Below are 23734 nucleotides of genomic sequence, written 5' to 3' on the forward strand. Positions count from 1 at the left end.
ACCGCCTCCCTGGTGAAATTAGCGCTATGGAACCACCCGATCCCATCCCGAACTCGGAAGTGAAACGTAGCTGCGCCGATGGTAGTGTGGCCTAAGCCATGCGAGAGTAGGTCATCGCCAGGGTTTACATCCAAAACCCCGCTGCTCACGCAGCGGGGTTTTTCTTTGTGCGCAGGAAATACCCGCTAGTGCCGGCCGCGGGCCGGCAGATGCGTGGATGCCGTCGCCGCGTACGGTGCTGCGAACCAAGGTTGGCAACTACCAACAGCGGGGCCGGATGCGCCCTCCACACACGCACAAAAAAAGCGGCGCCTAGAGGGCGCCGCTTTCTGTACAGCTCAACCGCTGGCGGACTTACTTCGCCGCAGCGGCCGGTACCTTGGCCTTCATCATCGTGTCGCGGGCAGCCTTGAACGGATTGCCCTCGTACCAGTTGGGCCAACGATCGCCGCCGGCCAGTTCCTTGCCGACGCCGTACATCAGCTGCAGGTCCTCGACCGTGCCATCCAGCTTCCAGGTCGCCGCGTCATACTCGTCCTTCGGGCCGTGGTAGCGGTTGGAACCGTAGTCGGCGGCTGCCTTGCGGCCCGCCTCGACGCCACCTTCGCGCAGGTCCTCACCGCCGTCGGCATACAGCGCCGGCACACCCGCCTTGGCGAAGTTGAAGTGGTCCGAACGGAAGTAGAAGCCACTCTGTACCGAGGTCTCGCCGTGCAGGGTGCGATCCTGCGCTTCAGCCAGCGGCTTGAGGATGTCTTCCAGCTCCGAACTGCCGAAGCCGGTCACCGTCACGTCCTTGGCACGACCGGCCACCGACATCGCATCGATGTTGATGACGCCGGCGATCTTGTCCAGCGGGAAGGTCGGGTGGGCGACGTAGTACTTCGAACCCAGCAGGCCGGATTCTTCCAGGGTAACTGCCAGGAACACCACCGAACGTTCCGGCTTCGGCTCCTGGTGGGCCATGGCTTCGGCCACCTCAAGGATGCCGGCCACGCCGGTCGCGTTGTCGACGGCACCGTTGTAGATGTTGTCGCCCTGTTCGCCCTCGTGCTTGCCGAGGTGGTCCCAGTGCGCCATGTACAGCACTGCCTCGTCGGCGCGCTTGCTGCCCGGCAGTACGCCCACCACGTTGCGCGACTGTTTCTGCGCGACCTTGCTCTTCAGGTCCACCGACGCGGTTGCCTTCAGCGGCACCGGCTTGAAGCCGCGCTTGCTGGCATCCTTGTAAGCCTGGTCCAGATCCAGCCCGGCGCCGGCGAACAGCGCCTTGGCCGCGTCGGCGCTCAACCAGCCCTGCACCGGCAGGCGCGGTTCGGCATCGTCCTTGGCCGGCAGGTCGTACTGCGGGCCCGCCCAGGAGTTCTTCACCACGTCCCAGCCGTACGAGGCGCCTGCGGTGTCATGCACGATCAGCGCGGCGGCGGCACCCTTGCGCGCGGCTTCCTCGAACTTGTAGGTCCAGCGGCCGTAGTAGGTCATGCGCTTGCCGTCGAACAGCTTTTCGTCATCGACATGGAAGCCCGGGTCGTTGACGAACATCACCACCGTCTTGCCCTTCCAGTCCTGGCCGGCGTAATCGTTCCACTTCTGCTCCGGTGCATCCACGCCGTAGCCGACGAAGACGAGGTCACTGGCATCGACCTTCACTTCTGTCTGGCCGGTACGGGTGCCCACCACCATGTCGGTGCCGAACTTCAGTTCGCGGGTCTTGCCACCCTGGGTAAGGGTGAGCACGGTCGATTCATCGGCCGTGGTCTCGGTCATCGGCACGTCCTGGAACCAGCTGTCGCCGTTGCCGGGCTGCAGGCCGATGCGCTGCATCTGGTCGCGGATGTAGTTGACCGTCAGTTCTTCACCCTTGCTGCCGGGCGAGCGGCCTTCGAACTCGTCAGAGGCAAGGGCCTTCACCATCTCGGCAAAGTCGGCGGCGTTGATCGCGGCTGAGAACGTGTGCGGGGCCGGCTTGGCGGTGCTGTCGGCGCTGGGCGCCGGGGTGTCTTCGCCTTTGCAGGCGCTGAGCGCGGCCGCAGCGGCCAGGCACAGGAGGAGTTTGCGGGGCATCATCGGTTCCTGGAAACACAAGGGACGGCCGCGCAGCTGGCGCGACCGGTATCGGCAGTATCGCCCAAGCGGCAGGCTCAGTCGGCCGGGGCGGTATCGGTATCGAAGGGGATCGGGTCGGCGCCGGTGACCGCGCCGATGCGTGCACTGCGGTGGACGTACAGCACCACTTCGCGCTCGAACAGCAGGCTGCCGTTGACCACGGCATTCGGGCCGATGATGACCCGCGGCTTGCGACTAGCCGTCAGCGAGACACTGAAGTTCGGCTTGCGCACATGCACGCCACCGCCGACCTGCGAGCCGATGCCGACGGTGATGTCGCCGTTGACGGTCTCCACGTCCTTGCGCACGCGACTGCCAACCAGGCCGATGCCGCCGTTGACGGTTTCCACGCCGCCTTCGATCTGGCTGCCCTGGTCGCTGAAGATGCTGCCGTTGACCGTGCTGACATCGCCGTGGGCCGTCACTTCGCGGCCCATGCGGATGCCGCCGTTGACGGTCTCGATGCTGCCGGTGCGGGCCCGATCGGCGACCTTGACGCCACCGTTGACGGTGTCGATGCTGCCGGTTTCCACGCCTTCGCCGACACGGATGCCGCCATTTACAGTGTCCAGCTTGCCGTAGCGCTGGCCCGGATCGGCGCTGATGCTGCCGTTGACCTTGCTGACATCCGCCTGGGCCCAGGCCGGACCACTGGCCAGCGCAATGCCCAACAGCAGCGGAATGGAGAGAGCTTTCATGGGAACCTCGTTGTTGTGCGGCTGGCAGGCCGCGTGCGGAGATGTCACCATTCCCCGCACGTCTCCGCATCTGCCTGAAGTCACTGGAAAGCCCTTGCGCAACAACGTCTTCCCCTCACGCCGGCATCACATCGCCACCCTGCGCGGTGGACGTTGCCTGTTGCTGGGAATGGCGCTTGCCCTGGCGCTGCCATTGCCGGGTGCGGCGCAGACCGCTTCGACCCGCGAGGCCGAGCGCAAGCTGCAGAAGCTGCGCACCGAGCTGAAGGGGGTGGCGCAGGAGCGCCGGCAGATCGAGGGCCAGCGTGGACAGGCGTCGCAGCAGCTGCGCGAGGCCGATGAAAAAGTCGCGCGCAGTGGTCGCACCTTGGCCCAGACCGAGGCGGCGCTGCGTGAGCAGACCCAGGCGCTGGCCCAGGCCGAACAGCGGCGCAATGCACTGCAGTCCAACCTGGTCAAACAGAATCGCGAACTGGCGGGCCTGTTGCGCGCCGCCTACCAGCTGGGCAACCACGCGCCGTTGAAGCTGCTGCTTTCGCAGGACACGGTGGCCGACGCCAACCGTGCGCTGGCTTATCACCGCTACCTGCAGCGCGAGCGTGCGCAGCGCATCACCACGCTGACGGCCGACCTGAAGGAGCTGGAGACACTGCAGGCGCAGATCGCGCAGCGTCAGCAGCAGCTGCAGGGCGTTCATCGCGACCAGAAGCAGCAGGTCGCCACGCTCGCGTCGGACCGTCGCGAACGCGCGCAGACCGTGGCTTCGCTGGAGGAACGCTTCAAGGACAAGCGCGAGAAGGAACAGGCACTGGGCCAGGATGCCAAGGCACTGGAAACCCTGCTGGCCAACCTGCGCGCGGCTGCGGCCCGTGCCGAGGCAGAGCGCCGTGCTGCCGCCCGCAAGGCCGCTGCCGAAAAAGCCGCCGCCGAGCGCGCGGCCCGCCAGGCCTCTGCCGCCGGCCGGCCACCGCCGCCGCCGAGCAAGGTTCCCCCCGCGGTTGCCTCGGCGCCAGCGCCGAAGGTCGGAGGCCTGGGCTGGCCACTGTCGGGCAATCTGCTGGCCCGCTATGGCGGCAAGCTGCCGGACGGCCGCACCAGCAGCGGCGTGTTGATCGGCGCACCTGCCGGAAGCACCGTCACCGCTGTGGCCGACGGCACCGTGGTGTTCTCCGATTGGATGACCGGCTACGGCATGATCCTGATCGTCGACCATGGCAACGGCTACATGAGCCTGTACGCCCACAACGACACCCTGCTGAAGGATGCCGGCGCGCGGGTCAGCCGTGGCGATGCGGTGGCCAAGGTCGGCAACTCCGGTGGCCAGGGCGTGACGGCGCTGTACTTCGAGCTGCGCCGTGGTGGGCAACCGGTCAATCCGGACAGCTGGCTGCAGCGGCGCTGAATTCCGGCTGGCCGCACGAGGCCGGATTCAACGGGAATTTAGCCACGCTTCGCGCATAATCGGTGCATGTGCCTTGGGCACGATGACATCGTCGACAGGAGTGATCCATGCGCGCAGCCCGTACCGCCACCCTCTTGCTGGCTCTGTTGCCGGCCCTGTCCTGGGCCCAGCAGACCGCCCCCGTCCCGTTGAAGGAAACTCCCGGGAAGGCGGCGAGCAGCGAGGAGGCGGTGACCTCGAAGGTGCCGCTGGACGATATCCGTCGCTTCGTCGCCGTCTACAACGCGGTCCGCGCGGCCTATGTCGATCCGGTCGATGACAACAAGCTGATGCAGTCGGCCGTGCGCGGCCTGCTGCTCGACCTCGATCCGCACAGCACCTACTTCAACAAGGAAGACGCAGAGGCGTTCGACGAGCAGGCCAACGGCGCCTACGAAGGCATCGGCGTGGAGCTGCAGCAGCAGCCGGACAACGCCAGCATGAAGGTGATCTCGCCGATCGACGACACTCCGGCAGCCAAGGCCGGCATCCTCGCCGGTGACCTGATCATCGCCATCGATGGCAAGCCGATCAGCGCGATCGACGCCAGCGAACCGCTGCGTGGTCCGGCCGGCAGCAAGGTGGTGCTGACCATCGTCCGCGACGGCAAGCCCAAGCCCTTCGACGTCAGCCTTACCCGGCAGACGATCCGCGTGACCAGCGTGCGCAGCCGCCTGCTGGAACCGGGCTATGGTTACATCCGCCTGAGCACGTTCCAGGCTGACACCGGCTCTGATTTCCAGAAGCACCTGCAGCAGCTGCAGAAGCAGTCCGGCGGCAACCTGAAGGGGCTGGTGCTGGATCTGCGCAGCAATCCGGGTGGTCTGTTGACGGCTGCCGTGCAGGTGGCCGATGACCTGCTCGACAAGGGCAACATCGTCAGCACCCGTGGCCGCATCAGCATCAGCGATGCACGCTTCGACGCCACCCCGGGCGACCTGCTGAAGGGGGCGCCGGTGATGGTACTGGTGGACGCCGGTTCGGCCAGTGCATCGGAAGTGCTGGCCGGTGCGTTGCGCGACAACAAGCGTGCGCGCGTGATCGGCAGCCGCACCTTCGGCAAGGGCTCGGTGCAGACCGTGCTGCCGCTGGACAACGGCGATTCGGTGAAGCTGACCACGGCACGCTATTACACGCCCAGCGGCAAATCGATCCAGGCCACCGGCATCGTGCCGGAAGTGGAACTGAAGGCTGCACCACGTCCGGAAGACGAGGCATTGCCGGCCAGTCTGAGTGACTACAGCGAAGCGACCCTGCCGGGCCACCTGCGCGGTGACGAGGAAGGCACCGAGGGCTACCACGCAGGCGCCGTGCTGCCGGGCGATGGCCCGATCAACGACGCGCTGGCTGAGCTGAAGAACCCAGGTTCGGTGGCGGCGCGCTTGAAGGCAGAAGCCGCGAAGGCCGAAGCAGACAAGGCAGCGAAGGCCGCCGCCAAGCCTGCGCCGAAGGCGGAGCCCAAGGCTGAAGCAAAGCCGGAAGCAAAGCCGGAAGCAAAGCCGGAAGCAAAGCCGGAAGCAAAGCCGGAAGCAAAGCCGGAAGCAAAGCCCACAGAGGTCCCGGCTAAGCCTTGATTCAGATTCAGTAGCGTCGAGCCAATGCTCGACTGATATGCGAACGCCGCCCGAGCATGGCCCGGGCGTTTCGCAGAACGCGGCAAGCGGACGCTAGAATCCGTGCCGCTTGCGCAGGCGTCGTGCGATCGCCGCGCGCACGTACATGCCGTACACCACGCCGAACACGAAGCCGCCGATGTGCGCCCACCAGGCGACCATGCCGAAGGTCGGGCCGATGTAGGCGAACACCACCTGCAGCGCCGCCCATACACCGATCAGCAGATAGGCCGGGGCGCGCACGAATTCCAGGAACAGCCCCAGCGGAATCACCACGCCCAGGCGCGCGCCGGGGAACAGCGCCAGATAGGCGCCGATCAACGCCGACACCGCACCACTGGCGCCGATGATGATCTGGTCCGGGCTGCCCATGGTGTAGATGGCAACCAGGTTCGAGATCGCCCCGCCCACCAGGAACAGCAGCAGCAACCGCCACGGGCCCAGCACCCGCTCGGCCGGCAGGCCGAAGATCAGCAGGAACACCAGGTTGCCCAGCAGGTGCGACCAGTCGGCGTGCAGGAACAGGGCGGTGAACAGGCGCAGCACGCTGCCGTCCTGCAGGGTCGCCCACCAGTCCAGCGGATGGGTCAGGCCGGTGGACAGGGCGCCCCAGTCCAGCCACAGGCTTCCACGGGCATCGTCCGGGCGCGAGATCGACCACAGGAATGCCAGCCACAGTGCCGCAAACAGCACGGGTGTAGCCCACCGCAGGGTCGCCTTCTTGCGCGAGGGGAGGGAGACAAACATGGCACTAGCCTAGCGTGCGGGCACTTTTGGCGGGGAGGGAGCCTGTTCAGCTTTTGCGACGAAGAAAGCCTCGGCGCTGTTATTGTTTCATTAACGGCTCTGGGTAATACTCGCATACGGCGTCGTATGTCGGGAGGGGAATCCGGCGCGCTTCGAAAGGCCATCCGGCCTGACGGGCGCAGGCGCACTTAGAGCACCATCACCGCTTACCGGAGAGAGAACTACGATGCAAACCGCTTCCACCATTGCACGACTGACCCTGCTGGCCGTCGGCGTTGCCGGTGCGCTGGCCGCCGCCGACGCCAATGCCGCCGCTTTCCAGCTGAAGGAAAACAGCGCCAAGGGCCTGGGCCGCGCCTTCGCAGGTTCCGGCAGCGCCGAAGGCGACGCTTCCATCATTGCCGTCAACCCGGCCGGCATGCGCCAGCTCGACGGCACCCTGGTCCAGGGTGACCTGAGCGCCATCAGTTTCAAGGCGGAGTTCAAGGGTTCCGGCCGCAAGCCGACCGGTGCCGCCCAGACCGGCGGTGACGGTGGCGACGCCGGCATGATCGCCCCGGTTCCGGCCGCGTACTTCCATATGCCGATCGGTGAGAAGGCGCATTTCGGCGTCTCGCTGACCGCACCGTTCGGTTTCAAGACCCAGTATGACAATGGCTGGGTGGGGCGCTACAGCGGCCTGAAGACCGACCTGAAGGCCATCGACCTGGGCTTCGCTGCTTCGTACGACGTCAACCCGTATGTGTCCTTCGGTGCATCGGTGTTCGTTGAGCACCTGACCATCGAGCTCAGCAACAACATCGACTTTGGCACTGCGCTGGCCCAGTCCCGTGTTCCAGGCTTCGCTCCGGGCAGCGCCGACGGCAAGTTGACCGTTGAGGGCGACAACAATGCCGTGGGTTGGACCGTCGGCGGTCTGTTCAGCCCGGACGAGAATACCCATATCGGTATCAGCTACCGTTCCAAGGTCGAGCACAAGATCACCGGTGGCGACGCCACCTTCAACGTGCCGTCCAACGCAGCTGCCGTGCTTGCCGTGGCCCAGCCGGGTCGTTTCGTCAGCACCAGCGGCAAAGCGACGGTGACCATGCCGGCATCGGCCACCCTCAGCGTGACCCACAAGGTCAATGACCGCTGGACCGTGATGGGTGACGTGACCCGCACCGCCTGGTCGACCGCCTTCGACAGCGTGACCATCGACTACGCCTCGGCTCAGCCTGATTCGGTGCTGGACTTCGGCTACCGCGACACCACCTTCGTTTCGCTGGGTGCCGATTTCAAGCTGAGCGATACGGTTACCCTGCGTGGCGGTGTGGCGCTGGACCAGACTCCGACCACCGATGCCCATCGCGACGTGCGCGTGCCCGATACCAGCCGCAAGTGGCTGTCGCTGGGCGTAGGCTGGACCCCGTCGGAGAATACCGAATACAACTTCGGTTACACCCACCTGTTCACCAGCGATCCGAACGTGAACATCCCGGCGACCACCAGCAACCAGGGCAACACGCTCAGCGGAAAGTACAAGGTCCGTGGCGACGTGCTGGCCGCTTCGTTCCAGTACAAGTTCTGATTCGGGCCAACGCCTGACGCAGTACATGGAGGGCCCCGCGTAAGCGGGGCCTTTCCATTTCCGGGGAGCCGCATCCACGCATGGCGTGGATCTACTGGCCCGAGGACGTGTGGCGTGGATCTACGCGACAATAGCGCGATGAACCTGTCCGACCCGAACTTCCAGCTGGAGCTGGCCGCCAACATCGCCGTTGCCGGCTCGATCCTGCTGGCCGGCCGCAACAACGTGCATACGTGGTGGCTGGGCATCGTCGGCTGTGCGCTGTTCGCCGCCGTGTTCGAGCGCTCGCACCTGTACGCGGACATGGTCCTGCAGTTCTTCTTCGTGGTCATCAGCGTGTTCGGCTGGTGGCAGTGGCTGCGGGGTGACCATGGTGCGCCGCTGCCAATCACCCGTTTGCACGCACGCGCGTGGAGCTGGCTGCTGCCGTTGGCGGTACTGGCGACCTTTGGTTACGGCTGGATGCTGACACGCCTGACCAATGCCTATGCGCCGTACATCGATTCGGCGGTGCTGGTGCTGAGCGTGATCGCACAGATCCTGATGATGCGGCGCAAGCTGGAATCGTGGTGGGTGTGGCTGCTGGTCAACACCATCGCGGTGCCGCTGTACTACAGCCGTGGCCTGCACCTGACCTCGATCCTGTATGTTGGTTTCTGGATCAACGCGTTGGTGGCGCTTCGTCACTGGCGGCACCTGATGCGGGATGAGGCCACGGCGGCCGATGTTGTTGCCTGAGCACGCTGCGCGAGGCCTGGTGGTCGGCAAGTTCTGCCCGCTGCACATCGGCCACGAGCACCTGATCGAATTCGCCTCTACCCGCTGTACGCAGCTGCTGGTGATCGGCTGGTCGCAGCCGGGCTTTGCCGGCTACAGCGCAGAGCGCCGCGAAGGCTGGCTGCGCGCGCGCTTTCCGCAGGCCACCATCGTGGTACTCGATGATGTGCGTCTGGCGGCGATGTGCGAGCAGCAGGGGGTACCGGTACGCGAGCTGCCGCAGGACGGCGACGACGAGCAGGTGCAGCGCGCATTTACCGCATGGCTGTGCATGACGCTGTTCGGCGGACCGGTGCAGGCAGTGTTTACCGGTGAGGACTATGGCGACGGCTTCGCGCAGGCGCTGGCTGCGCACTTCGGCACGCCGGTACGCCATGAGCGCCTGGAACGCACCCTGGATATCGGGCAGGCCTGCGGTACCCAGTTGCGCGCCGATCCGCATGTGCACCGGCACAGCCTGTCAGCGGAGGTGTATGCGGCCTACGTGCAGCGCGTGGCCTTCATTGGTGGCGAGTCCAGCGGAAAGACCACACTGGCGCAGGTGCTGGCCGAACGCCTGGGCACGGCATGGGTGCCGGAGTTCGGACGTACGTTGTGGGAGCAGCAGGGCGGTGAGATGCAGGCGCAGGATCTGCTGCGCATCGCTGCGACCCAGCCGCAGCACGAGGACCGCGCCGCGAAGCACGCGCATCGTTGGCTGTTCTGCGATACCACGCCATTGGTGACGCTGGGCTACAGCGGCTGGATGTTCGGCACAGCGCCCGAACCGCTGCAGCGGGCCGCAGCGCGTGCGTACGACCTGCTGTTCCTGTGCGCCCCGGATATTCCGTTCGAGCAGGATGGGACGCGTGTGGGGCAGGAATTCCGCATGCAGCAACACGCGTGGTATCTGCAGCAGCTGCAGGCGCGTGGGGTCGACTACGTGTTGCTGGAAGGTGATCTGGAAACGCGTATCGCGCGCGTGCAGGCGGAGCTGGCAAAGCGTGCGGACAACCGGTTCAGCGTGGCGGCGTGTTGATCGACCGGTGGGAGTGACATGACGCCGATGTTCTGTGCGGACCAAGGTCCGCACCCACCAGAGCGGAGTTCGCATCCACTTGGTCAGCACAAAAAACCCCGCTTTCGCGGGGTTTTTCGTTTACCGCATGACGCCCGGAATCAGTCGCCCAAGGTCAGCAGCGAGGCGTTGCCGCCGGCGGCGGTGGTGTTCACCGTCACCGTCTTCTCGGTGGCGAAGCGCAGCAGGTAGTGCGGGCCGCCGGCCTTCGGGCCGGTGCCGGACAGGCCCTGGCCGCCGAACGGCTGCACGCCGACCACCGCACCGATCTGGTTGCGGTTGACGTAGACGTTGCCGACGTGGACGCCGTTGCTGATGCGGTCGACGGTCTCGTCGATGCGCGAATGCACGCCCAGGGTCAGGCCGTAGCCGGTGGCGTTGATCTGGTCGATCACCGCATCGAGCTGGTCGCCCTTCCAGCGGATCACGTGCAGGACCGGCCCGAAGATCTCCTTGTGCAGCTGGCCCAGGTCCTTCAGCTCATACGCACGCGGCGCGAAGAAGGTGCCGTTGGCCGCTTCGGCCGACAGTTCGGCCGAAGCGATCAGGCGCGCTTCGCGGTCCATGCGCACGGCGTGGTCCTGCAGGATCTGCAGTGCGTCGGCATCGATCACCGGGCCGACGTCGGTGGACAGCAGGCCGGGGTTGCCGACCTTCAGTTCCTTCATGGCGCCGGCCAGCATGGTCATGACCTTGTCGGCGATGTCGTCCTGCACGAACAGCACGCGTGCGGCCGAGCAGCGCTGGCCGGCGGAGGTGAAGGCCGAACCGATCGCGTCCTTGACCAGCTGTTCCGGCAGCGCCGAGGAGTCGGCGATGAAGGCGTTCTGGCCACCGGTCTCGGCGATCAGCACGCCGATGGCCGCATCGCGTGCAGCCATCGCGCGGTTGATCGCGCGGGCGGTGTCGGTGGAGCCGGTGAAGGCCACGCCAGCCACGCGCGGGTCGGCGGTCAGCGCAGCGCCGACGGTGGCACCGTCGCCCGGCAGGAACTGCACCACGTCGGCCGGCACGCCGGCATCGTGCAGCAGCTTCACCGCGTAATAGCCGATCAGATTGGTCTGCTCGGCCGGCTTGGCGATCACGCTGTTGCCGGCGGCCAGTGCTGCAGCCACCTGGCCAAGGAAGATCGCCAGCGGGAAGTTCCACGGGCTGATGCAGACGAACACGCCGCGGCCATGCAGCTGCAGTTCGTTGGATTCGCCGGTCGGGCTGGGCAGCTTCTCGGCATGGCTGAACTGCTCGCGCGCCTGCTTGGCGTAGTAGCGCAGGAAGTCCACCGCTTCGCGCACTTCGGCGATGCCGTCGGGCAGGCTCTTGCCGGCCTCCTTCACGCACAGCGCCATGAACTCGGGCATGCGCGCTTCCAGCTGGTCGGCGGCGTGCTCGAGGATGGCGGCGCGGCTGGCGGCCGGGGTGCGGTTCCAGGCCGGCTGCGCGGCCACGGCGTTGGCCAGCGCCTTCTGCACGGTGGCGGCATCGGCGGCCTGCCACTGGCCGACCACTTCACGGGTGTCGGCCGGGTTGGTCACCGGCAGCGATGCGCCGGTCGGGTTCGCACCCGGCACCAGCGGTGCGGCCTGCCAGGGCTTCACTGCAGCGTTGAGCTGCTCGGCCAGGGCGCGCAGTTCGTTGTCGTTGGCGAGGTTGGCGCCCATGGAGTTCTTCCTGTCGTGGTTCTGGCTGCGCAGCAGGTCAACCGGCAGCGGGATCTTGGGATGCGGAATCGATTCGAACGAGGACACCATCTCGACCGGATCGCGGACCAGGTCGGCGATCGGCACGCGCTCGTCGGTGATGCGGTTGACGAAGCTGGAGTTGGCGCCGTTTTCCAGCAGACGGCGCACCAGGTACGGCAGCAGGTCTTCATGCGAGCCGACCGGGGCGTACACGCGGCAGGGCAGGCCGAGGCGGTCGGCCGGCACCACTTCGGCGTACAGGTCGTCGCCCATGCCGTGCAGCTTCTGGTGCTCGTACACGCCGCCGTTGGCGATGCTGCGCACTGCCGCAATGGTGTGCGCGTTGTGCGTGGCGAACATCGGGTAGATCGCGTCGGCATGTGTAAACAGGCGCTTGGCACACGCCAGGTAGGACACGTCGGTGTTCTGCTTGCGGGTGAACACCGGGTAGCCGGCATAGCCTTCGATCTGCGCGCGCTTGATCTCGGCGTCCCAGTAGGCGCCCTTGACCAGGCGCACCTGCAGGCGACGACCGGCGCGGCGCGCCATGTCGGCCAGGTGGTCGATCGTGTACGGGGTGCGCTTCTGGTAAGCCTGCACGACCACACCGAAGCCATCCCAGCCGGCCAGCGAGGCGTCGGAGAACACCTGTTCGATGATGTCCAGCGACAGTTCCAGGCGATCGGACTCTTCGGCGTCAACGGTGCAGCCGATGCCGTAGCTCTTGGCCAGCTGCGCCAGTTCCAGCACGCCGGGCACCAGGTCCTTCAGCACGCGCGCGCGCTTGGCGTGCTCGTATCGCGGGTACAGCGCCGAGAGCTTGATCGAGATGCCCGGCGCGTTGTTGACGTCGCCATCGGCACGGCCACCACGCGCCTTGTGGTCACCGCCGATGGCGTGAATCGCACGACGGTAGTCTTCCAGGTAGCGCAGGGCATCCTTCATGGTCAGCGCGCCTTCGCCGAGCATGTCGAACGAGTAGCGGTAGCTGGCGCTGTCGCCCTTGTGCGAGCGTGCCAGCGCTTCGCTGATGGTGCGGCCCATGACGAACTGGTGGCCCATGATCTTCATCGCCTGGCGCACGGCCAGGCGGACCACCGGCTCACCGACGCGGCCGACCAGGCGCTTGAACGCGCTGGGCGCATCGGCACGGGTGGCGTCGTTCATCTGCACCAGCTTGCCGGTCAGCATCAGGCCCCAGGTGGAGGCATTGACCAGCACCGAGTCGCTGCCGCCCAGGTGCTTTTCCCAGTCGGCATCGGCCAGCTTGTCGCGGATCAGCTTGTCGGCCGTCTCCTGGTCCGGAATGCGCAGCAGCGCTTCGGCCACGCACATCAGCAGCACGCCTTCCTCGCTGCCCAGGTCGTACTGGCGCATGAAGGCTTCGATCGCACCCTGGTCCTTGGCGCGCACACGCACACGGGCGACCAGGTCGGCGGCCAGCGCCTGCACCCTGGCCTGCTCGTCTGCCGGCAGGCGTGCCTGCGCCAGCAGTTCGCGCACATGGCTGGCCTCGTCCTTCAACCAACCATCGGTGATGGCCTGGCGGAACGGGTTGGGGGACGCCGGTAGTTCCGGCGACAGCAGCGCCGAGGGACGCGGAGCGTCGCTGGCGGGAATGGGAGAGGAAGGTGCGTTCATGCCGGTCCGGCCAGTGGAAAACTTGGCGATTTTAATCATTTTTTCGACTTCAGGAAGGCCCGCGCAGCCACCTTCATGAATGCTGATAGCCCCTAGCGGTGGTGGATTCAGCGTGTTCAGCAAAGTCAGGGCATTTTGTGCCGAATTCGTCATTCGCGCCGTTGGGGTCATGCTGTGTTGCAGCATCGGAAAAAATGTGAATGCACCCTTGCTACTGGCGAGAGGGCAGGGCTACCATCGAGGCGTTTCCCGCGGCAGGAACGCGGTTGCGACATGATCGAGGTGCTTACAGCTCCGGATGGGTCAGGTACGCAGCTGCGACTGCGTCCCCCACGGGCGCTCGATGCCCGGCAGTTCGTCCTGTTGTTTGCTGTGTTGTCGGGAGTGATGTGGCTGGTGTCCGCCTTCGGGTGGGTGGCCGGCAACGCATTCGCCCCCCTGTTCGCGCTGCTGTACAGCCTGTTGCTGGCAGTTGCGTTGCGCGCGTTGTGGCGCAGCGGTGAACGGCAGGAGGAGATCCGGGTAGTGCCGGCGTACGTGGAGGTCATCCCCGTGCCCGGTGGATCGCCGGTGTTCCGGGCTCATCCGCATTGGGTGCGCCTGCTCACAGACGACCAGAGGGTCCGGCTGGCATCCAGCGGCCGGCAGGTGGAGGTGGGGAGTTTTCTCGCGCCGGCCGAACGTCAAACGCTTGTTGAAACGCTTGAAGATTTGCTCGCCGCCAGCGATGGCGGCAACCGACGACGCTAAGGGTCTAGGCAATGAAGCAAAGCAGAGGGTGGGGCACGAAGTGCGTTGCAATGGCCGCCGCGATGGTGGCCCTGCTGTCGATGCCGGGGACGGCGCTGGCCCAGGCGGCCGATCCAAAGCCGTGGCAGCTGAACATGGGCAAGGGGGTGACCCAGACCTCACGCCTGGCCTGGGAATCGAACAACCTCTCGTTGATCGTCTGTACGGTGATCGGCGTGATCGTGTTCGGCGCCATGGCCTATGCGATGTTCAAGTTCCGCAAGTCCAAGGGCGCGGTCGCCGCTACCTTCAGCCACAACACCAAGGCCGAGATCATATGGACGGTGATCCCGGTGATCATCCTGGTGGTGATGGCGTGGCCGGCCACGGCCAACCTGATCAAGATGTACGACACCCGTGATGCCGAGATGACGGTCAAGGTCACCGGCTACCAGTGGATGTGGAAGTACGAGTACCTGGGCGAGAACGTGACCTTCACCAGCCGCCTGGACCGTGAGTCCGACCGCATGCGGCAGAGTGGCAAGGTACCGACCCGCGAGAGCCATCCGCACTACCTGCTGGATGTCGACAACCGGCTGGTCCTGCCGGTGGACACCAAGGTGCGCTTCGTCATCACCTCCGACGATGTGATCCATGCCTGGTGGGTGCCGGCGCTGGGCTGGAAGCAGGATGCGATTCCCGGCTTCATCAACGAAGCCTGGACCAGCATCGAGCAGCCCGGTGTGTACCGCGGCCAGTGTGCGGAGTTGTGCGGCAAGGACCATGGCTTCATGCCGATCGTGGTCGAGGCGGTGTCCAAGGAAGCGTTCAAGCAGTGGCTGGCGCGGCGCAAACCGGCGCCTGCACCAGCGGCGCCCGCCGAACCCACCGCGCCTGCCAGTGAATCGCCGGCACAGCCGGTAGCACCGGCCGCCGCCGAGGCCGGCAACGCGCCTGCCGCGGCGGCCAGCGGAGCCTGATGTAACTGTCCGCGGCCGTGTCGCGGCCGCGGCGACAACCGATCCTGAGAGGTGTTTTGCAATGGCGCACTCGGCAGTTGGGCACGACGATCACCATCACCCGCAGAGCTTCTTCGAGCGTTGGTTCTTCTCGACCAACCACAAGGACATCGGCACGCTGTACCTGGGTTTCAGCTTCATCATGTTCGTCATCGGCGCGTTCATGAGCGTGCTGATCCGGCTGGAACTGGCCCAGCCCGGCATCCAGTACATCCGTCCGGAAATCTTCAACCAGCTGACCACCGTGCATGCGCTGGTGATGATCTTCGGCGGCGTGATGCCGGCCTTCGTCGGCCTGGCCAACTGGATGATCCCATTGCAGATCGGCGCGCCGGACATGGCGCTGCCGCGCATGAACAACTGGTCGTTCTGGCTGTTGCCGGTGGCCTTCAGCCTGCTGCTGCTGACCTTCCTGCTGCCCGGTGGTGCGCCGGCCGGTGGCTGGACGCTGTACCCGCCGCTGTCGCTGCAGGGCGGCTACAACGTGGCGTTCACCGTGTTCGCCATCCACGTGGCCGGCATCAGTTCGATCATGGGCGCGATCAACATCATCGCCACCGTGCTGAACATGCGCGCGCCCGGCATCGACCTGCTGAAGATGCCGATCTTCTGCTGGGCCTGGCTGATCACCGCGTTCCTGCTGATCGCGGTGATGCCGGTGCTGGCCGGTGCGGTGACGATGCTGCTGACCGACAAGTTCTTCGGCACCAGCTTCTTCAATGCGGCCGGTGGTGGTGACCCGGTGATGTTCCAGCACATCTTCTGGTTCTTCGGCCATCCCGAGGTCTACATCATGATCCTGCCCGCCTTCGGCGTGGTCAGCGAGATCATCCCGACCTTCAGCCGCAAGCCGTTGTTCGGCTACCAGGCGATGGTCTACGCCACCGCGGCGATCGCGTTCCTGTCGTTCATCGTATGGGCCCACCACATGTTCACCGTGGGCATGCCGCTGGGTGGCGAGATCTACTTCATGTTCGCCACCATGTTGATCTCGATCCCGACCGGGGTGAAGGTGTTCAACTGGGTCAGCACGATGTGGCGTGGTTCGCTCACGTTTGAAGCCCCGATGCTGTGGTCGGTGGCGTTCGTCATCCTGTTCACCATCGGCGGGTTCTCCGGCCTGATGCTGGCGATCGTGGCCGCTGACTTCCAGTACCACGATACCTACTTCGTGGTCGCCCACTTCCACTACGTGCTGGTGACCGGCGCGGTGTTCGCGCTGATCGCGGCGGTGTACTACTGGTGGCCGAAGTGGACCGGGCGCATGTACAGCGAGAAGTGGGCCAAGGTGCACTTCTGGTGGTCGATCGTGTTCGTCAACCTGCTGTTCTTCCCGCAACATTTCCTGGGCCTGGCCGGCATGCCGCGCCGCATCCCCGATTATTCGGTGGCGTTCGCCGACTGGAACCTGATCAGCTCGATCGGTGCGTTCGGCATGTTCGCCACGCCGTTCATGATGGCCGCGATCCTGCTGTCCTCGCTGCGCAATGGCGAGAAGGCCGAGGCGCGCTCCTGGGAAGGCGCGCGTGGCCTGGAGTGGACGCTGCCGTCGCCGGCACCGGCGCACACCTTCACCACGCCACCGACCATCCGTCCGGGTGACCTGGCCCACGACGATATCGGTCATTGAGGTGGTGCATGCATAACGAGAGCCCGATCACCCCGGTCAGAACCGAGCCACGCTTGGCCGCAAGCGCATCGCCAGGCCAGCGGCCGGGCACGGCGCCGCTTTATGCGGAGCAGCGCCAGCGCGCCAAGCGCACCGCGCTGTGGGTGGGCGCGATCGCCGTACTGGTGTACGTCGGCTTCATCCTCAGCGGCGTGATCGGTCGATGAGCGAAACGCCGGCCACCGCTCCGTCACGCAGCGCCGGCCTGCCGCGCCTGATCGGCGTTGCGGTGGTGGTGTTCCTGCTGACGTTCTCGCTGGTGCCGCTGTATCGCATCGCCTGCGAGAAGGTATTCGGCGTGCGCCTGGAACGTGGCCCGGGCAGCGAAGCCAGTACCGGTGCCGCCAGTGGCAAGCGCACCGTGAGGGTGGAATTCGATGGTGGCGTCAATTCGCGGCTGCCATGGTCGTTCCATCCCGAGCAGCTGACCATGGATGTGGTGCCCGGCGAGCTCAACGAGGCGTTGTACTTCGCCCGCAACGACAGCCAGCAGGCCGTGGTCGGCAGTGCGGTGCCTTCGGTGGCACCGGCACGCGCGTCGGGATTCTTCAGCAAGACCGAGTGCTTCTGCTTCACTGCGCAGACCCTGCAGGCCGGCGAGAAGCGCGACATGCCGGTGCGCTTCATCGTCGATCCGGACCTGCCGCCGGAAATCCGGACGATCACCTTGTCCTACACCTTCTACCGCAACGATGCGTTGTCCGATCGGCTGGCTCCGGCCGCCACGTCGGAAGGCGCCCACGCTGCTCCCTGACCCGGATACCGACCATGGCCCAGACACCTACCGACGCCAACGTGTACTTCGTCCCGGCCCAGAGCAAATGGCCGTTCGTCGGTTCCATCGCGATGATGGTGACCATGGTCGGCGTGGCCAGCTGGCTCAATGACGCCAGCTGGGGCCGCTGGACCTTCTACATCGGCGTGGCGATGCTGGTGCTGACCCTGTTCTGGTGGTTCAGCGATGTGGTGCGCGAATCGCAGGCCGGCAACTACAACCGGCAGGTGGACGGTTCGTTCCGGATGGGGATGGTGTGGTTCATCTTCTCCGAAGTGATGTTCTTCGGTGCCTTCTTCGGTGCGCTTTTCTACACCCGCCATCTTGGCCTGTCGTGGTTGAGCGGCGAAGGGCGCGGGGTGATGACCAACGAACTGCTGTGGCAGGGCTACTCGGCCGGCTGGCCGACCAATGGCCCGGCAGCGATCGGTGGTGCGTTCCAGACCATTCCGGCCTGGGGCCTGCCGCTGATCAATACGCTGATCCTGCTGACTTCGGGCGTGACCCTGACCATCGCCCATCATGCGCTGAAGGCGGGCAACCGCCGCCAGCTGCTGATCTGGCTGGGCCTGACGGTACTGCTCGGCCTCGGCTTCCTGACCCTGCAGGCGGAGGAGTACATCCACGCCTACAAGGAACTGAACCTGACGCTCGGCTCGGGCATCTACGGTTCGACCTTCTTCATGCTGACCGGCTTCCACGGCGCACACGTGCTGCTGGGCACGATCATGCTGATCGTGATGTGGCTGCGGTCGGCAAAGGGACACTTCACCCGCGACAACCATTTCGCTTTCGAAGCGGCTGCGTGGTACTGGCACTTCGTCGACGTGGTGTGGCTGATGCTGTTCCTGTTCGTCTACGTGCTTTGACCGCGCAGGCGTCGGCAGCCCCAGCCGCCGGCGTTGTCTGGTCTGACGTGGGGTCAGCTGCCGATGCCGTGCGGTTTGATCCAGCCCATGTAGATGCACACGATCACCAGTACGATCAACGCCACCGACACTCCGATGCGGCGGGTCAGTGCATTGACCGTGCGCTTGGTCTGGCCGCGGTCCACCAGCAGGTAATACAGGCCGGCGCCCAGATTCCAGACGATGACGATCAGAAACGCGATTACCAGCAGGGTCTTCAGCGAATCACTCATGCGCGGCTCGAGGGCAGGGTGGATGTGCCTATCTGACCGCGTTTGCGCGGACTTGTCATGATGCGCCAGCACACGCGCCTGATCGGATGGCTGATGGTGCTGCTGGCAATGGCCGGATTCACCGCGCTCGGCCTGTGGCAGCTGCAGCGGATGCATGCCAAACAGGCGTTGCTGGATGCGCAGGCCCCGGCCGTGGCGCAGGCGATGCCGTTGGCACAGGCGCTGGCGGCGCAGGGCGCGCTGCATGGCGTGGTCGATCATGGTCGTTTTCTGCCCGGCGTCGTGCTGCTCGACAACCAGACCCGCCACGGCCGCGCCGGGGTGAAGATCTATCGTCCGTTCCGCAGCGATGCGGGCAGCGTGTTGCTGGTGGACCTGGGCTGGCGCGCGCTGCCGCCCGACCGCACGTTGCCGGAGGTGGCGGCACCGCCGTCGCCGGTGGACGTACGTGGCCTGCTGGCGCCGCCCCCCTCGGCCGGCTTGGCGCTGGGGCCGGCGTTCACCACCACCGATGTTGCAGGGCGTTGGCTGGCCAGTCGCCTTCCCGCCGATGGCCTGGCCGCTGCACTGGGCCTGCCGTCGTTGCCCGAGCGCGTGCTGCGGCTGGATCCGGCATTGCCGTTCGGCGATGAGCGCGATCTCGACCTGCTGCCGAACACGCTGCCGCCGCAGCGCCACCTGGGTTACGCCGTGCAGTGGTTCGGACTGGCGCTGACCGTGCTGGCGGTGGCACTGGTACTGGAATGGCGCAGGAAGCGGCCCGTTGCCCGGTAGTACCGGCCGCCGGCCGGCATCCCTTTCCCAACCATGAGAAAATGCCCCGCATGAACACTGCTACCTCCCCGCAGGCGCGCGGCAATGGCCGCCGGACCCTGGTGCTGCTGTTCGCTGTTTTCTTCGGGGCGATGGCGCTGGCCGCCATCCTGCGTTTCTCCGGCTGGCAGCCGACCGCACATCGCAACAGCGGGCAATTGCTGAAGCCGCCGGTGGATCTGCGCCAGCAACCGCCGACGCTGGCCAATGGCGCGGCCTACCCCTGGAACCCCGACGCGCGCACCTGGCGCCTGCTGGTGGCACCGGCCGGTGCCTGCGATGCGCAGTGCGTCACTTTGTCGCAGGGGCTGGGCAAGGTGTGGCAGCTGTTCGGCCATAACGCCGATAATGTCGAAATCCTGTGGCTGGGAACGCCACCGGCGTCGATCGCCTCGCTGCCCGCGCTGCGGCCGCTGGCTCCGTCGCCAGCCCTGCGCGCGGCGCTGCCCGGCGTCGATGATCCGGCGGGTCTGCCGGTCTACGTGATCGATCCGAACGGCTTCGTGATCATGCGTCATGCCCCCGGGAGCGATCTCGGAGGCCTGCGCAAGGACATGGCCACGTTGCTGAAACTGAAGTGAGTCCCGTTTGATGAGCCTTTCCGCGCGTCCGGCGCTGCACCGCAATTTCCACCGCCTGGCGTGGTTCGCCATGATCATGACCGCGAGCACGATCATGTTCGGCGCCTTCGTGCGCCTGTCCGATGCTGGCCTGAGCTGCCCGGACTGGCCGACCTGCTATGGGCAGGCCACCTGGCCGCAGCACGTGGAAGAGACCATCGGGCATCCGGCGGTGGAGATCCGTCCGCTGGAAACACACAAGGCCTGGCGTGAGCAGGTGCACCGCTTCCTGGCGGGTGCGCTCGGCATCGAGATCCTGACCCTGGCCCTGTTGGCCACGCGCAAGCGGCGTTTCGGAAGTACGGCGGTGGTCACCGCCTGCGTGCTGGTGGCCGCGGGCATACCGCTGTACATGATGGGATGGCACGGAACCGCCAGCGCGCTGGCACTCATCGGCGAGGCCATCCTGCTGATTGCCGCACTGCGCTGGAGCAACATCGACCTGGCGCGCGCTGCGTTGCTGACGTTGGCGGTGGTGATCTTCCAGGCCCTGCTGGGCATGTGGACGGTGACCCTGCTGCTCAAGCCGATCGTGGTGATGGGCCATCTGCTGGGCGGCATGCTGATGTTCGGCCTGCTGGTGTGGATGGCCTGGCGTGCCACGCACATGCCGATCACCCTGGCCGAGGCGCCGAAGCTGAAGTGGCTGCTGCGCATCGGTGTGGCGGTGCTGGTCACCCAGATCGCGCTCGGCGGCTGGGTCAGCGCCAACTACGCAGCACTGGCGTGCGGCGGCGGCAGCGCCTCGCTGGACAACTTCCCGCGCTGCGCCAACCAGTGGTGGCCGCAGCACAACTTCGCCGAGGGCTTCACCCTGTGGCGTGGCATTGGCGTGGACTACGAAGGCGGCGTGCTCGACGGTGCCTCGCGCATCGCCATCCAGATGGCCCATCGCCTGTTCGCCATCGTCGTTGCCGTTTACCTGCTGTGGCTGGGCCTGCGCCTGTTCCGGCTGCCGAGCATGCGTGGCTGGGCCTCGGCCCTGGTTGCGCTGCTGGTGCTGCAGGTCACCCTCGGCATCCTCAATGTGAAGCTTGCACTGCCGTTGGAAGTGGCAGTGGCGCACAACGGCGTTGCCGTTGCCCTGTTGTTCGTATTGGTCAGCCTGCTGGCCCGCCTGCGTGCCCCGGACTGATTCCATGTTTTCCAATTATCGCCAGTACTGGGACCTGACCAAACCCAAGGTCGTCGCCCTCATCGTCTTCACCGCCCTGGTCGGCATGGTCCTGGCCATTCCGGGCGTGCCCAGCTGGGAGCAGGTGCGTGCCGGCCTGCTCGGCTTCCTCGGTATCTGGCTTGCGGCGTCGGCAGCTGCAGCCATCAACCAGTTGCTGGATGCGCACATCGATGCGCAGATGGCGCGCACCTCGTGGCGACCGCTGGTGGTGGGCAAGGTCAAGCCATGGCAGGTGCTGGTATTTGCCGGCGTGCTGATCGTGCTGTCGATGGCGATCCTGGTGCTGTGGGTGAACTGGATCACCGCGGTGCTGACCTTCGCTTCGTTGATCGGCTATGCGGTGATCTACACCGTCTACCTGAAACGAGCGACCTCGCAGAACATCGTCATCGGTGGTCTGGCCGGCGCGATGCCGCCGATGCTGGGGTGGGCGGCGGTGACCGGCATGCAGGGCTCGTCGGACTGGGCGTACTCGTCGCTGCTGGTGCTGATCATCTTCATCTGGACGCCGCCGCACTTCTGGGCACTGGCGATCTTCCGTCGCGAGGACTACGCCAAGGCGGAAATCCCGATGCTGCCGGTCACCCATGGCGTGGTGCACACGCGCAAGCAGATCATGGCGTACTCGGTGGTGCTGGCACTGGTCTGCCTGCTGCCGTACCTGGTCGGCATGAGCGGCGCGTTCTACCTGGGCGGTGCGATCGTGCTCAACGCCGTGTTCCTCTGGTACGCCTGGCGCATGCTGAACCCACCGGATGAGCTGTTCTCGATGAAGATGTTCAGCTACTCCATCGTCTACCTGATGGCGCTGTTCGCCTTCCTGCTGGTGGACCACTGGATCCTGCCCTGGTTGTGATGGGCTGAGGCATCCACGCATGGCGTGGATCTACTTTTGTAGGCTCGGCGCTACAGTAGATCCACGCCATGCGTGGATGGTTGTTCCGCAGGTCAGGGCGCGCGCTTGGCGTAGCGCTGGGCGATGACGCCGCAGACGATCAGCTGGATCTGGTGGTAGATCATCACCGGCAGCACGATCGCGCCGAGGCTGCCGCCAGCGAACAGCACCTTGGCGATCGGCACGCCCGTGGCCAGGCTCTTCTTCGAGCCGCAGAACACGATGGCGATCTCGTCTTCGCGGTTGAAGCGCAGGCGGCGGGCGATGAAGGTGATCAGCGGCATGGCGATGCCGAGCAGCACCGCCGCCACCACCGCCACCGCGAACAGCGAGAGCAGCGGTGTCTTGCTCCACAGTCCTTCAGTGACCGCTTCGCCGAACGCCGAGTACACCACCAGCAGGATGGTGGCCTGGTCGGTGTAGCGCAGCAGCGCGCGCTGCTTCTCCACCCAGCCAGCGATCCATGGGCGCAGCAGGTGGCCGGCCACGAACGGCACCAGCAGTTGCAGCATGATGCCGCCGATGGCATGCAGCGGGTCGTGCACGCCGCCGGAGGTGCCGGCCAGCGCGGTCAGCAGCAGTGGCGTCAGGAACACACCGAGGATGCTCGACAGCGAGGCACTGCACACGGCCGCCGGCACGTTGCCGCGCGCCATCGAAGTGAACGCGATGGACGACTGCACCGTGGATGGCAGGGTGCACAGGAACAGCACGCCCAGGTACAGCTCGGGCGTCAGCAACCAGCCCGACAACGGCTTGAACAACAGCCCCAGCAGCGGGAACAGGATGAAGGTGCAGGCGAGGATCGTCAGGTGCAGGCGCCAGTGCAGCATGCCGCCGATGATCGATTCGCGCGGCAGGCGCGCGCCGTGCAGGAAGAACAGCGCGGCGATGGCGACGGTGGTGACATCGTCGAGCACCAGGGCGGCGGCCCCTTTCATCGGCAGCAGCGAGGCCAGGCCGACGGTGCACAGCAGGGCGAGGGTGAAGTTGTCCGGTCGCAGGCGCGACCACCAGCGGGTCATGGTGGATAGGCTCCTTGGTGCGGGGAATCAGGGGGTGGGAGAAGGGATCGCCAGACGCTCGCGGGTGGCTGTTTCCAGCGACTTCAGGCCGGCACGCTGGCCCAGTTGCAGGGCCTGTTCCGGGCTGGCGTGTTCGTAGCGCGCGTTGAGCAGGCCGAGCACGGCACCGGCGCGGTTGCCGGAGGCGCAGTGCAGCAGCACCGGCCCCTGGCTTTGCTGCAGGGCCTGGTGCACGGCGCGCACGTTGGCGGCATCCAGGCCCTCGGCACCGGCCACCGGAATGCGTACATAGCGCAGGCCCTGCGTTTCGGCCTCGCGTGTCTCATCGAAGCCGCGATCTTCATCGGGTTGGCGCAGGTCGATCACCGTGCGCACCCCCTGTGCAGCCAGCTCGCGCAGTTGCGCGGCCGTGGGCTGGCCGCCGGCGTACAGGCCGGGGCGGACTTCAGCAAGGGTGGGGTCCGCAGCCCAGGCTGGCAGAACCGGGCAGAGCGACGACAACAGCAGGCAGGTCAGGCGCAGCAGCATGGTCTCTCCGGGGC

Annotated in this window: 22 protein-coding genes and 1 rRNA gene; 16 read left to right on the forward strand and 7 right to left on the reverse strand. The window is 66.0% G+C overall.

Going from position 1 to position 23734, the window contains the following annotated elements; all coding sequences use genetic code 11:
* Window positions 1-8: 8 nt before the first annotated feature.
* A 5S ribosomal RNA gene (gene rrf / locus WKB25_RS19560) occupies window positions 9-123 on the forward strand.
* A gap of 231 nt (window positions 124-354) precedes the next feature.
* On the opposite strand, the gene WKB25_RS19565 is transcribed toward rrf, so the two are convergent.
* Window positions 355-2064: a M28 family metallopeptidase gene (locus WKB25_RS19565; RefSeq protein ID WP_340572531.1), complete on the reverse strand. Its 1710-nt coding sequence runs from the start codon at window positions 2062-2064 to the stop codon at window positions 355-357.
* A gap of 77 nt (window positions 2065-2141) precedes the next feature.
* Window positions 2142-2804, reverse strand: a complete 663-nt coding sequence (locus tag WKB25_RS19570; RefSeq protein WP_099821326.1) for a hypothetical protein — start codon at window positions 2802-2804, stop codon at window positions 2142-2144.
* Between the two features lie 169 nt (window positions 2805-2973).
* Between WKB25_RS19570 and WKB25_RS19575 the strand changes: the two genes are divergently transcribed.
* Window positions 2974-4206 (forward strand): peptidoglycan DD-metalloendopeptidase family protein, encoded by a 1233-nt coding sequence (locus tag WKB25_RS19575; RefSeq protein WP_340572557.1) that lies wholly within the window; start codon window positions 2974-2976, stop codon window positions 4204-4206.
* Between the two features lie 107 nt (window positions 4207-4313).
* On the forward strand, window positions 4314-5819 hold the full coding sequence (locus tag WKB25_RS19580) for a S41 family peptidase (RefSeq protein WP_340572532.1): 1506 nt from the start codon (window positions 4314-4316) through the stop codon (window positions 5817-5819).
* Window positions 5820-5912: 93 nt separating this feature from the next.
* On the opposite strand, the gene WKB25_RS19585 is transcribed toward WKB25_RS19580, so the two are convergent.
* Window positions 5913-6605, reverse strand: a complete 693-nt coding sequence (locus WKB25_RS19585; protein ID WP_025878304.1) for a rhomboid family intramembrane serine protease — start codon at window positions 6603-6605, stop codon at window positions 5913-5915.
* A gap of 226 nt (window positions 6606-6831) precedes the next feature.
* Here WKB25_RS19585 and WKB25_RS19590 point away from each other — a divergent pair, with 226 nt between their 5' ends.
* From WKB25_RS19590 to WKB25_RS19600, 3 genes are all read left to right on the forward strand, one after another.
* On the forward strand, window positions 6832-8175 hold the full coding sequence (locus tag WKB25_RS19590) for an outer membrane protein transport protein (RefSeq protein WP_340572533.1): 1344 nt from the start codon (window positions 6832-6834) through the stop codon (window positions 8173-8175).
* 138 nt (window positions 8176-8313) lie between these two features.
* Window positions 8314-8913 carry a nicotinamide riboside transporter PnuC gene (gene pnuC / locus WKB25_RS19595; protein WP_340572559.1) on the forward strand — a complete coding sequence of 200 codons (600 nt, stop codon included), beginning with the start codon at window positions 8314-8316 and terminating at the stop codon, window positions 8911-8913.
* A complete protein-coding gene (locus WKB25_RS19600; protein WP_340572534.1) occupies window positions 8900-9970 on the forward strand; it encodes an AAA family ATPase in 1071 nt (356 codons plus the stop codon). Before pnuC ends, WKB25_RS19600 begins: the two co-directional genes overlap by 14 nt.
* A gap of 140 nt (window positions 9971-10110) precedes the next feature.
* Here the strand turns inward: WKB25_RS19600 and putA are convergent, their stop codons facing one another.
* A complete protein-coding gene (gene putA, locus WKB25_RS19605; protein WP_340572535.1) occupies window positions 10111-13329 on the reverse strand; it encodes a bifunctional proline dehydrogenase/L-glutamate gamma-semialdehyde dehydrogenase PutA in 3219 nt (1072 codons plus the stop codon).
* 273 nt (window positions 13330-13602) lie between these two features.
* Here putA and WKB25_RS19610 point away from each other — a divergent pair, with 273 nt between their 5' ends.
* The 6 genes from WKB25_RS19610 (at window position 13603) to WKB25_RS19635 (ending at window position 18390) form a co-directional block, all read left to right on the forward strand.
* Window positions 13603-14079, forward strand: a complete 477-nt coding sequence (locus tag WKB25_RS19610; protein ID WP_265951908.1) for a DUF2244 domain-containing protein — start codon at window positions 13603-13605, stop codon at window positions 14077-14079.
* A gap of 11 nt (window positions 14080-14090) precedes the next feature.
* A complete protein-coding gene (gene coxB, locus WKB25_RS19615) occupies window positions 14091-15038 on the forward strand; it encodes a cytochrome c oxidase subunit II (RefSeq protein ID WP_340572536.1) in 948 nt (315 codons plus the stop codon).
* Window positions 15039-15099: 61 nt separating this feature from the next.
* On the forward strand, window positions 15100-16707 hold the full coding sequence (ctaD, locus tag WKB25_RS19620) for a cytochrome c oxidase subunit I (protein WP_025878294.1): 1608 nt from the start codon (window positions 15100-15102) through the stop codon (window positions 16705-16707).
* An 8-nt stretch (window positions 16708-16715) separates the two neighbouring features.
* On the forward strand, window positions 16716-16913 hold the full coding sequence (locus tag WKB25_RS19625) for a hypothetical protein (protein WP_340572538.1): 198 nt from the start codon (window positions 16716-16718) through the stop codon (window positions 16911-16913).
* Window positions 16910-17500 (forward strand): cytochrome c oxidase assembly protein, encoded by a 591-nt coding sequence (locus WKB25_RS19630; RefSeq protein WP_100461555.1) that lies wholly within the window; start codon window positions 16910-16912, stop codon window positions 17498-17500. Before WKB25_RS19625 ends, WKB25_RS19630 begins: the two co-directional genes overlap by 4 nt.
* A 14-nt stretch (window positions 17501-17514) precedes the next feature.
* Window positions 17515-18390 (forward strand): cytochrome c oxidase subunit 3, encoded by an 876-nt coding sequence (locus WKB25_RS19635; RefSeq protein ID WP_049468562.1) that lies wholly within the window; start codon window positions 17515-17517, stop codon window positions 18388-18390.
* 53 nt (window positions 18391-18443) lie between these two features.
* On the opposite strand, the gene WKB25_RS19640 is transcribed toward WKB25_RS19635, so the two are convergent.
* Window positions 18444-18662: a twin transmembrane helix small protein gene (locus WKB25_RS19640; RefSeq protein ID WP_089238223.1), complete on the reverse strand. Its 219-nt coding sequence runs from the start codon at window positions 18660-18662 to the stop codon at window positions 18444-18446.
* Window positions 18663-18719: 57 nt separating this feature from the next.
* Between WKB25_RS19640 and WKB25_RS19645 the strand changes: the two genes are divergently transcribed.
* Genes WKB25_RS19645 through cyoE form a run of 4 tightly spaced genes read left to right on the forward strand, consistent with a single transcriptional unit; the run spans window position 18720 to window position 22128 of the window.
* Window positions 18720-19436: an SURF1 family protein gene (locus WKB25_RS19645; RefSeq protein ID WP_340572540.1), complete on the forward strand. Its 717-nt coding sequence runs from the start codon at window positions 18720-18722 to the stop codon at window positions 19434-19436.
* Between the two features lie 50 nt (window positions 19437-19486).
* Window positions 19487-20056: a hypothetical protein gene (locus WKB25_RS19650; protein WP_089238227.1), complete on the forward strand. Its 570-nt coding sequence runs from the start codon at window positions 19487-19489 to the stop codon at window positions 20054-20056.
* A 10-nt stretch (window positions 20057-20066) separates the two neighbouring features.
* Window positions 20067-21230 (forward strand): COX15/CtaA family protein, encoded by a 1164-nt coding sequence (locus WKB25_RS19655; RefSeq protein WP_340572541.1) that lies wholly within the window; start codon window positions 20067-20069, stop codon window positions 21228-21230.
* Between the two features lie 4 nt (window positions 21231-21234).
* Complete coding sequence (gene cyoE / locus WKB25_RS19660) at window positions 21235-22128, forward strand: heme o synthase (RefSeq protein WP_099821342.1); 894 nt, start codon at window positions 21235-21237, stop codon at window positions 22126-22128.
* A gap of 92 nt (window positions 22129-22220) precedes the next feature.
* Here the strand turns inward: cyoE and WKB25_RS19665 are convergent, their stop codons facing one another.
* Both WKB25_RS19665 and WKB25_RS19670 read right to left on the reverse strand, forming a co-directional pair.
* On the reverse strand, window positions 22221-23192 hold the full coding sequence (locus WKB25_RS19665) for a bile acid:sodium symporter family protein (protein WP_099782541.1): 972 nt from the start codon (window positions 23190-23192) through the stop codon (window positions 22221-22223).
* A gap of 27 nt (window positions 23193-23219) precedes the next feature.
* A complete protein-coding gene (locus WKB25_RS19670; RefSeq protein WP_340572542.1) occupies window positions 23220-23720 on the reverse strand; it encodes a protein tyrosine phosphatase family protein in 501 nt (166 codons plus the stop codon).
* Between the last annotated feature and the right edge of the window lie 14 nt (window positions 23721-23734).

The sequence above is a fragment of the Stenotrophomonas sp. G106K1 genome, from assembly GCF_037969685.1.
Lineage (GTDB): Bacteria > Pseudomonadota > Gammaproteobacteria > Xanthomonadales > Xanthomonadaceae > Stenotrophomonas > Stenotrophomonas lactitubi.

Excerpts from the sequence above, each read along its gene's own strand:
- WKB25_RS19565 (WP_340572531.1), bottom strand. The coding sequence starts at position 2,064 with ATGCCCCGCAAACTCCTCCTGTGCCTGGCCGCTGCGGCCGCGCTCAGC.
- WKB25_RS19570 (WP_099821326.1), bottom strand. The coding sequence starts at position 2,804 with ATGAAAGCTCTCTCCATTCCGCTGCTGTTGGGCATTGCGCTGGCCAGT.
- WKB25_RS19575 (WP_340572557.1), top strand. The coding sequence starts at position 2,974 with ATGGCGCTTGCCCTGGCGCTGCCATTGCCGGGTGCGGCGCAGACCGCT.
- WKB25_RS19580 (WP_340572532.1), top strand. The coding sequence starts at position 4,314 with ATGCGCGCAGCCCGTACCGCCACCCTCTTGCTGGCTCTGTTGCCGGCC.
- WKB25_RS19585 (WP_025878304.1), bottom strand. The coding sequence starts at position 6,605 with ATGTTTGTCTCCCTCCCCTCGCGCAAGAAGGCGACCCTGCGGTGGGCT.
- WKB25_RS19590 (WP_340572533.1), top strand. The coding sequence starts at position 6,832 with ATGCAAACCGCTTCCACCATTGCACGACTGACCCTGCTGGCCGTCGGC.
- pnuC (WP_340572559.1), top strand. The coding sequence starts at position 8,314 with ATGAACCTGTCCGACCCGAACTTCCAGCTGGAGCTGGCCGCCAACATC.
- WKB25_RS19600 (WP_340572534.1), top strand. The coding sequence starts at position 8,900 with ATGTTGTTGCCTGAGCACGCTGCGCGAGGCCTGGTGGTCGGCAAGTTC.
- putA (WP_340572535.1), bottom strand. The coding sequence starts at position 13,329 with ATGAACGCACCTTCCTCTCCCATTCCCGCCAGCGACGCTCCGCGTCCC.
- WKB25_RS19610 (WP_265951908.1), top strand. The coding sequence starts at position 13,603 with ATGATCGAGGTGCTTACAGCTCCGGATGGGTCAGGTACGCAGCTGCGA.
- coxB (WP_340572536.1), top strand. The coding sequence starts at position 14,091 with ATGAAGCAAAGCAGAGGGTGGGGCACGAAGTGCGTTGCAATGGCCGCC.
- ctaD (WP_025878294.1), top strand. The coding sequence starts at position 15,100 with ATGGCGCACTCGGCAGTTGGGCACGACGATCACCATCACCCGCAGAGC.
- WKB25_RS19625 (WP_340572538.1), top strand. The coding sequence starts at position 16,716 with ATGCATAACGAGAGCCCGATCACCCCGGTCAGAACCGAGCCACGCTTG.
- WKB25_RS19630 (WP_100461555.1), top strand. The coding sequence starts at position 16,910 with ATGAGCGAAACGCCGGCCACCGCTCCGTCACGCAGCGCCGGCCTGCCG.
- WKB25_RS19635 (WP_049468562.1), top strand. The coding sequence starts at position 17,515 with ATGGCCCAGACACCTACCGACGCCAACGTGTACTTCGTCCCGGCCCAG.
- WKB25_RS19640 (WP_089238223.1), bottom strand. The coding sequence starts at position 18,662 with ATGAGTGATTCGCTGAAGACCCTGCTGGTAATCGCGTTTCTGATCGTC.
- WKB25_RS19645 (WP_340572540.1), top strand. The coding sequence starts at position 18,720 with ATGATGCGCCAGCACACGCGCCTGATCGGATGGCTGATGGTGCTGCTG.
- WKB25_RS19650 (WP_089238227.1), top strand. The coding sequence starts at position 19,487 with ATGAACACTGCTACCTCCCCGCAGGCGCGCGGCAATGGCCGCCGGACC.
- WKB25_RS19655 (WP_340572541.1), top strand. The coding sequence starts at position 20,067 with ATGAGCCTTTCCGCGCGTCCGGCGCTGCACCGCAATTTCCACCGCCTG.
- cyoE (WP_099821342.1), top strand. The coding sequence starts at position 21,235 with ATGTTTTCCAATTATCGCCAGTACTGGGACCTGACCAAACCCAAGGTC.
- WKB25_RS19665 (WP_099782541.1), bottom strand. The coding sequence starts at position 23,192 with ATGACCCGCTGGTGGTCGCGCCTGCGACCGGACAACTTCACCCTCGCC.
- WKB25_RS19670 (WP_340572542.1), bottom strand. The coding sequence starts at position 23,720 with ATGCTGCTGCGCCTGACCTGCCTGCTGTTGTCGTCGCTCTGCCCGGTT.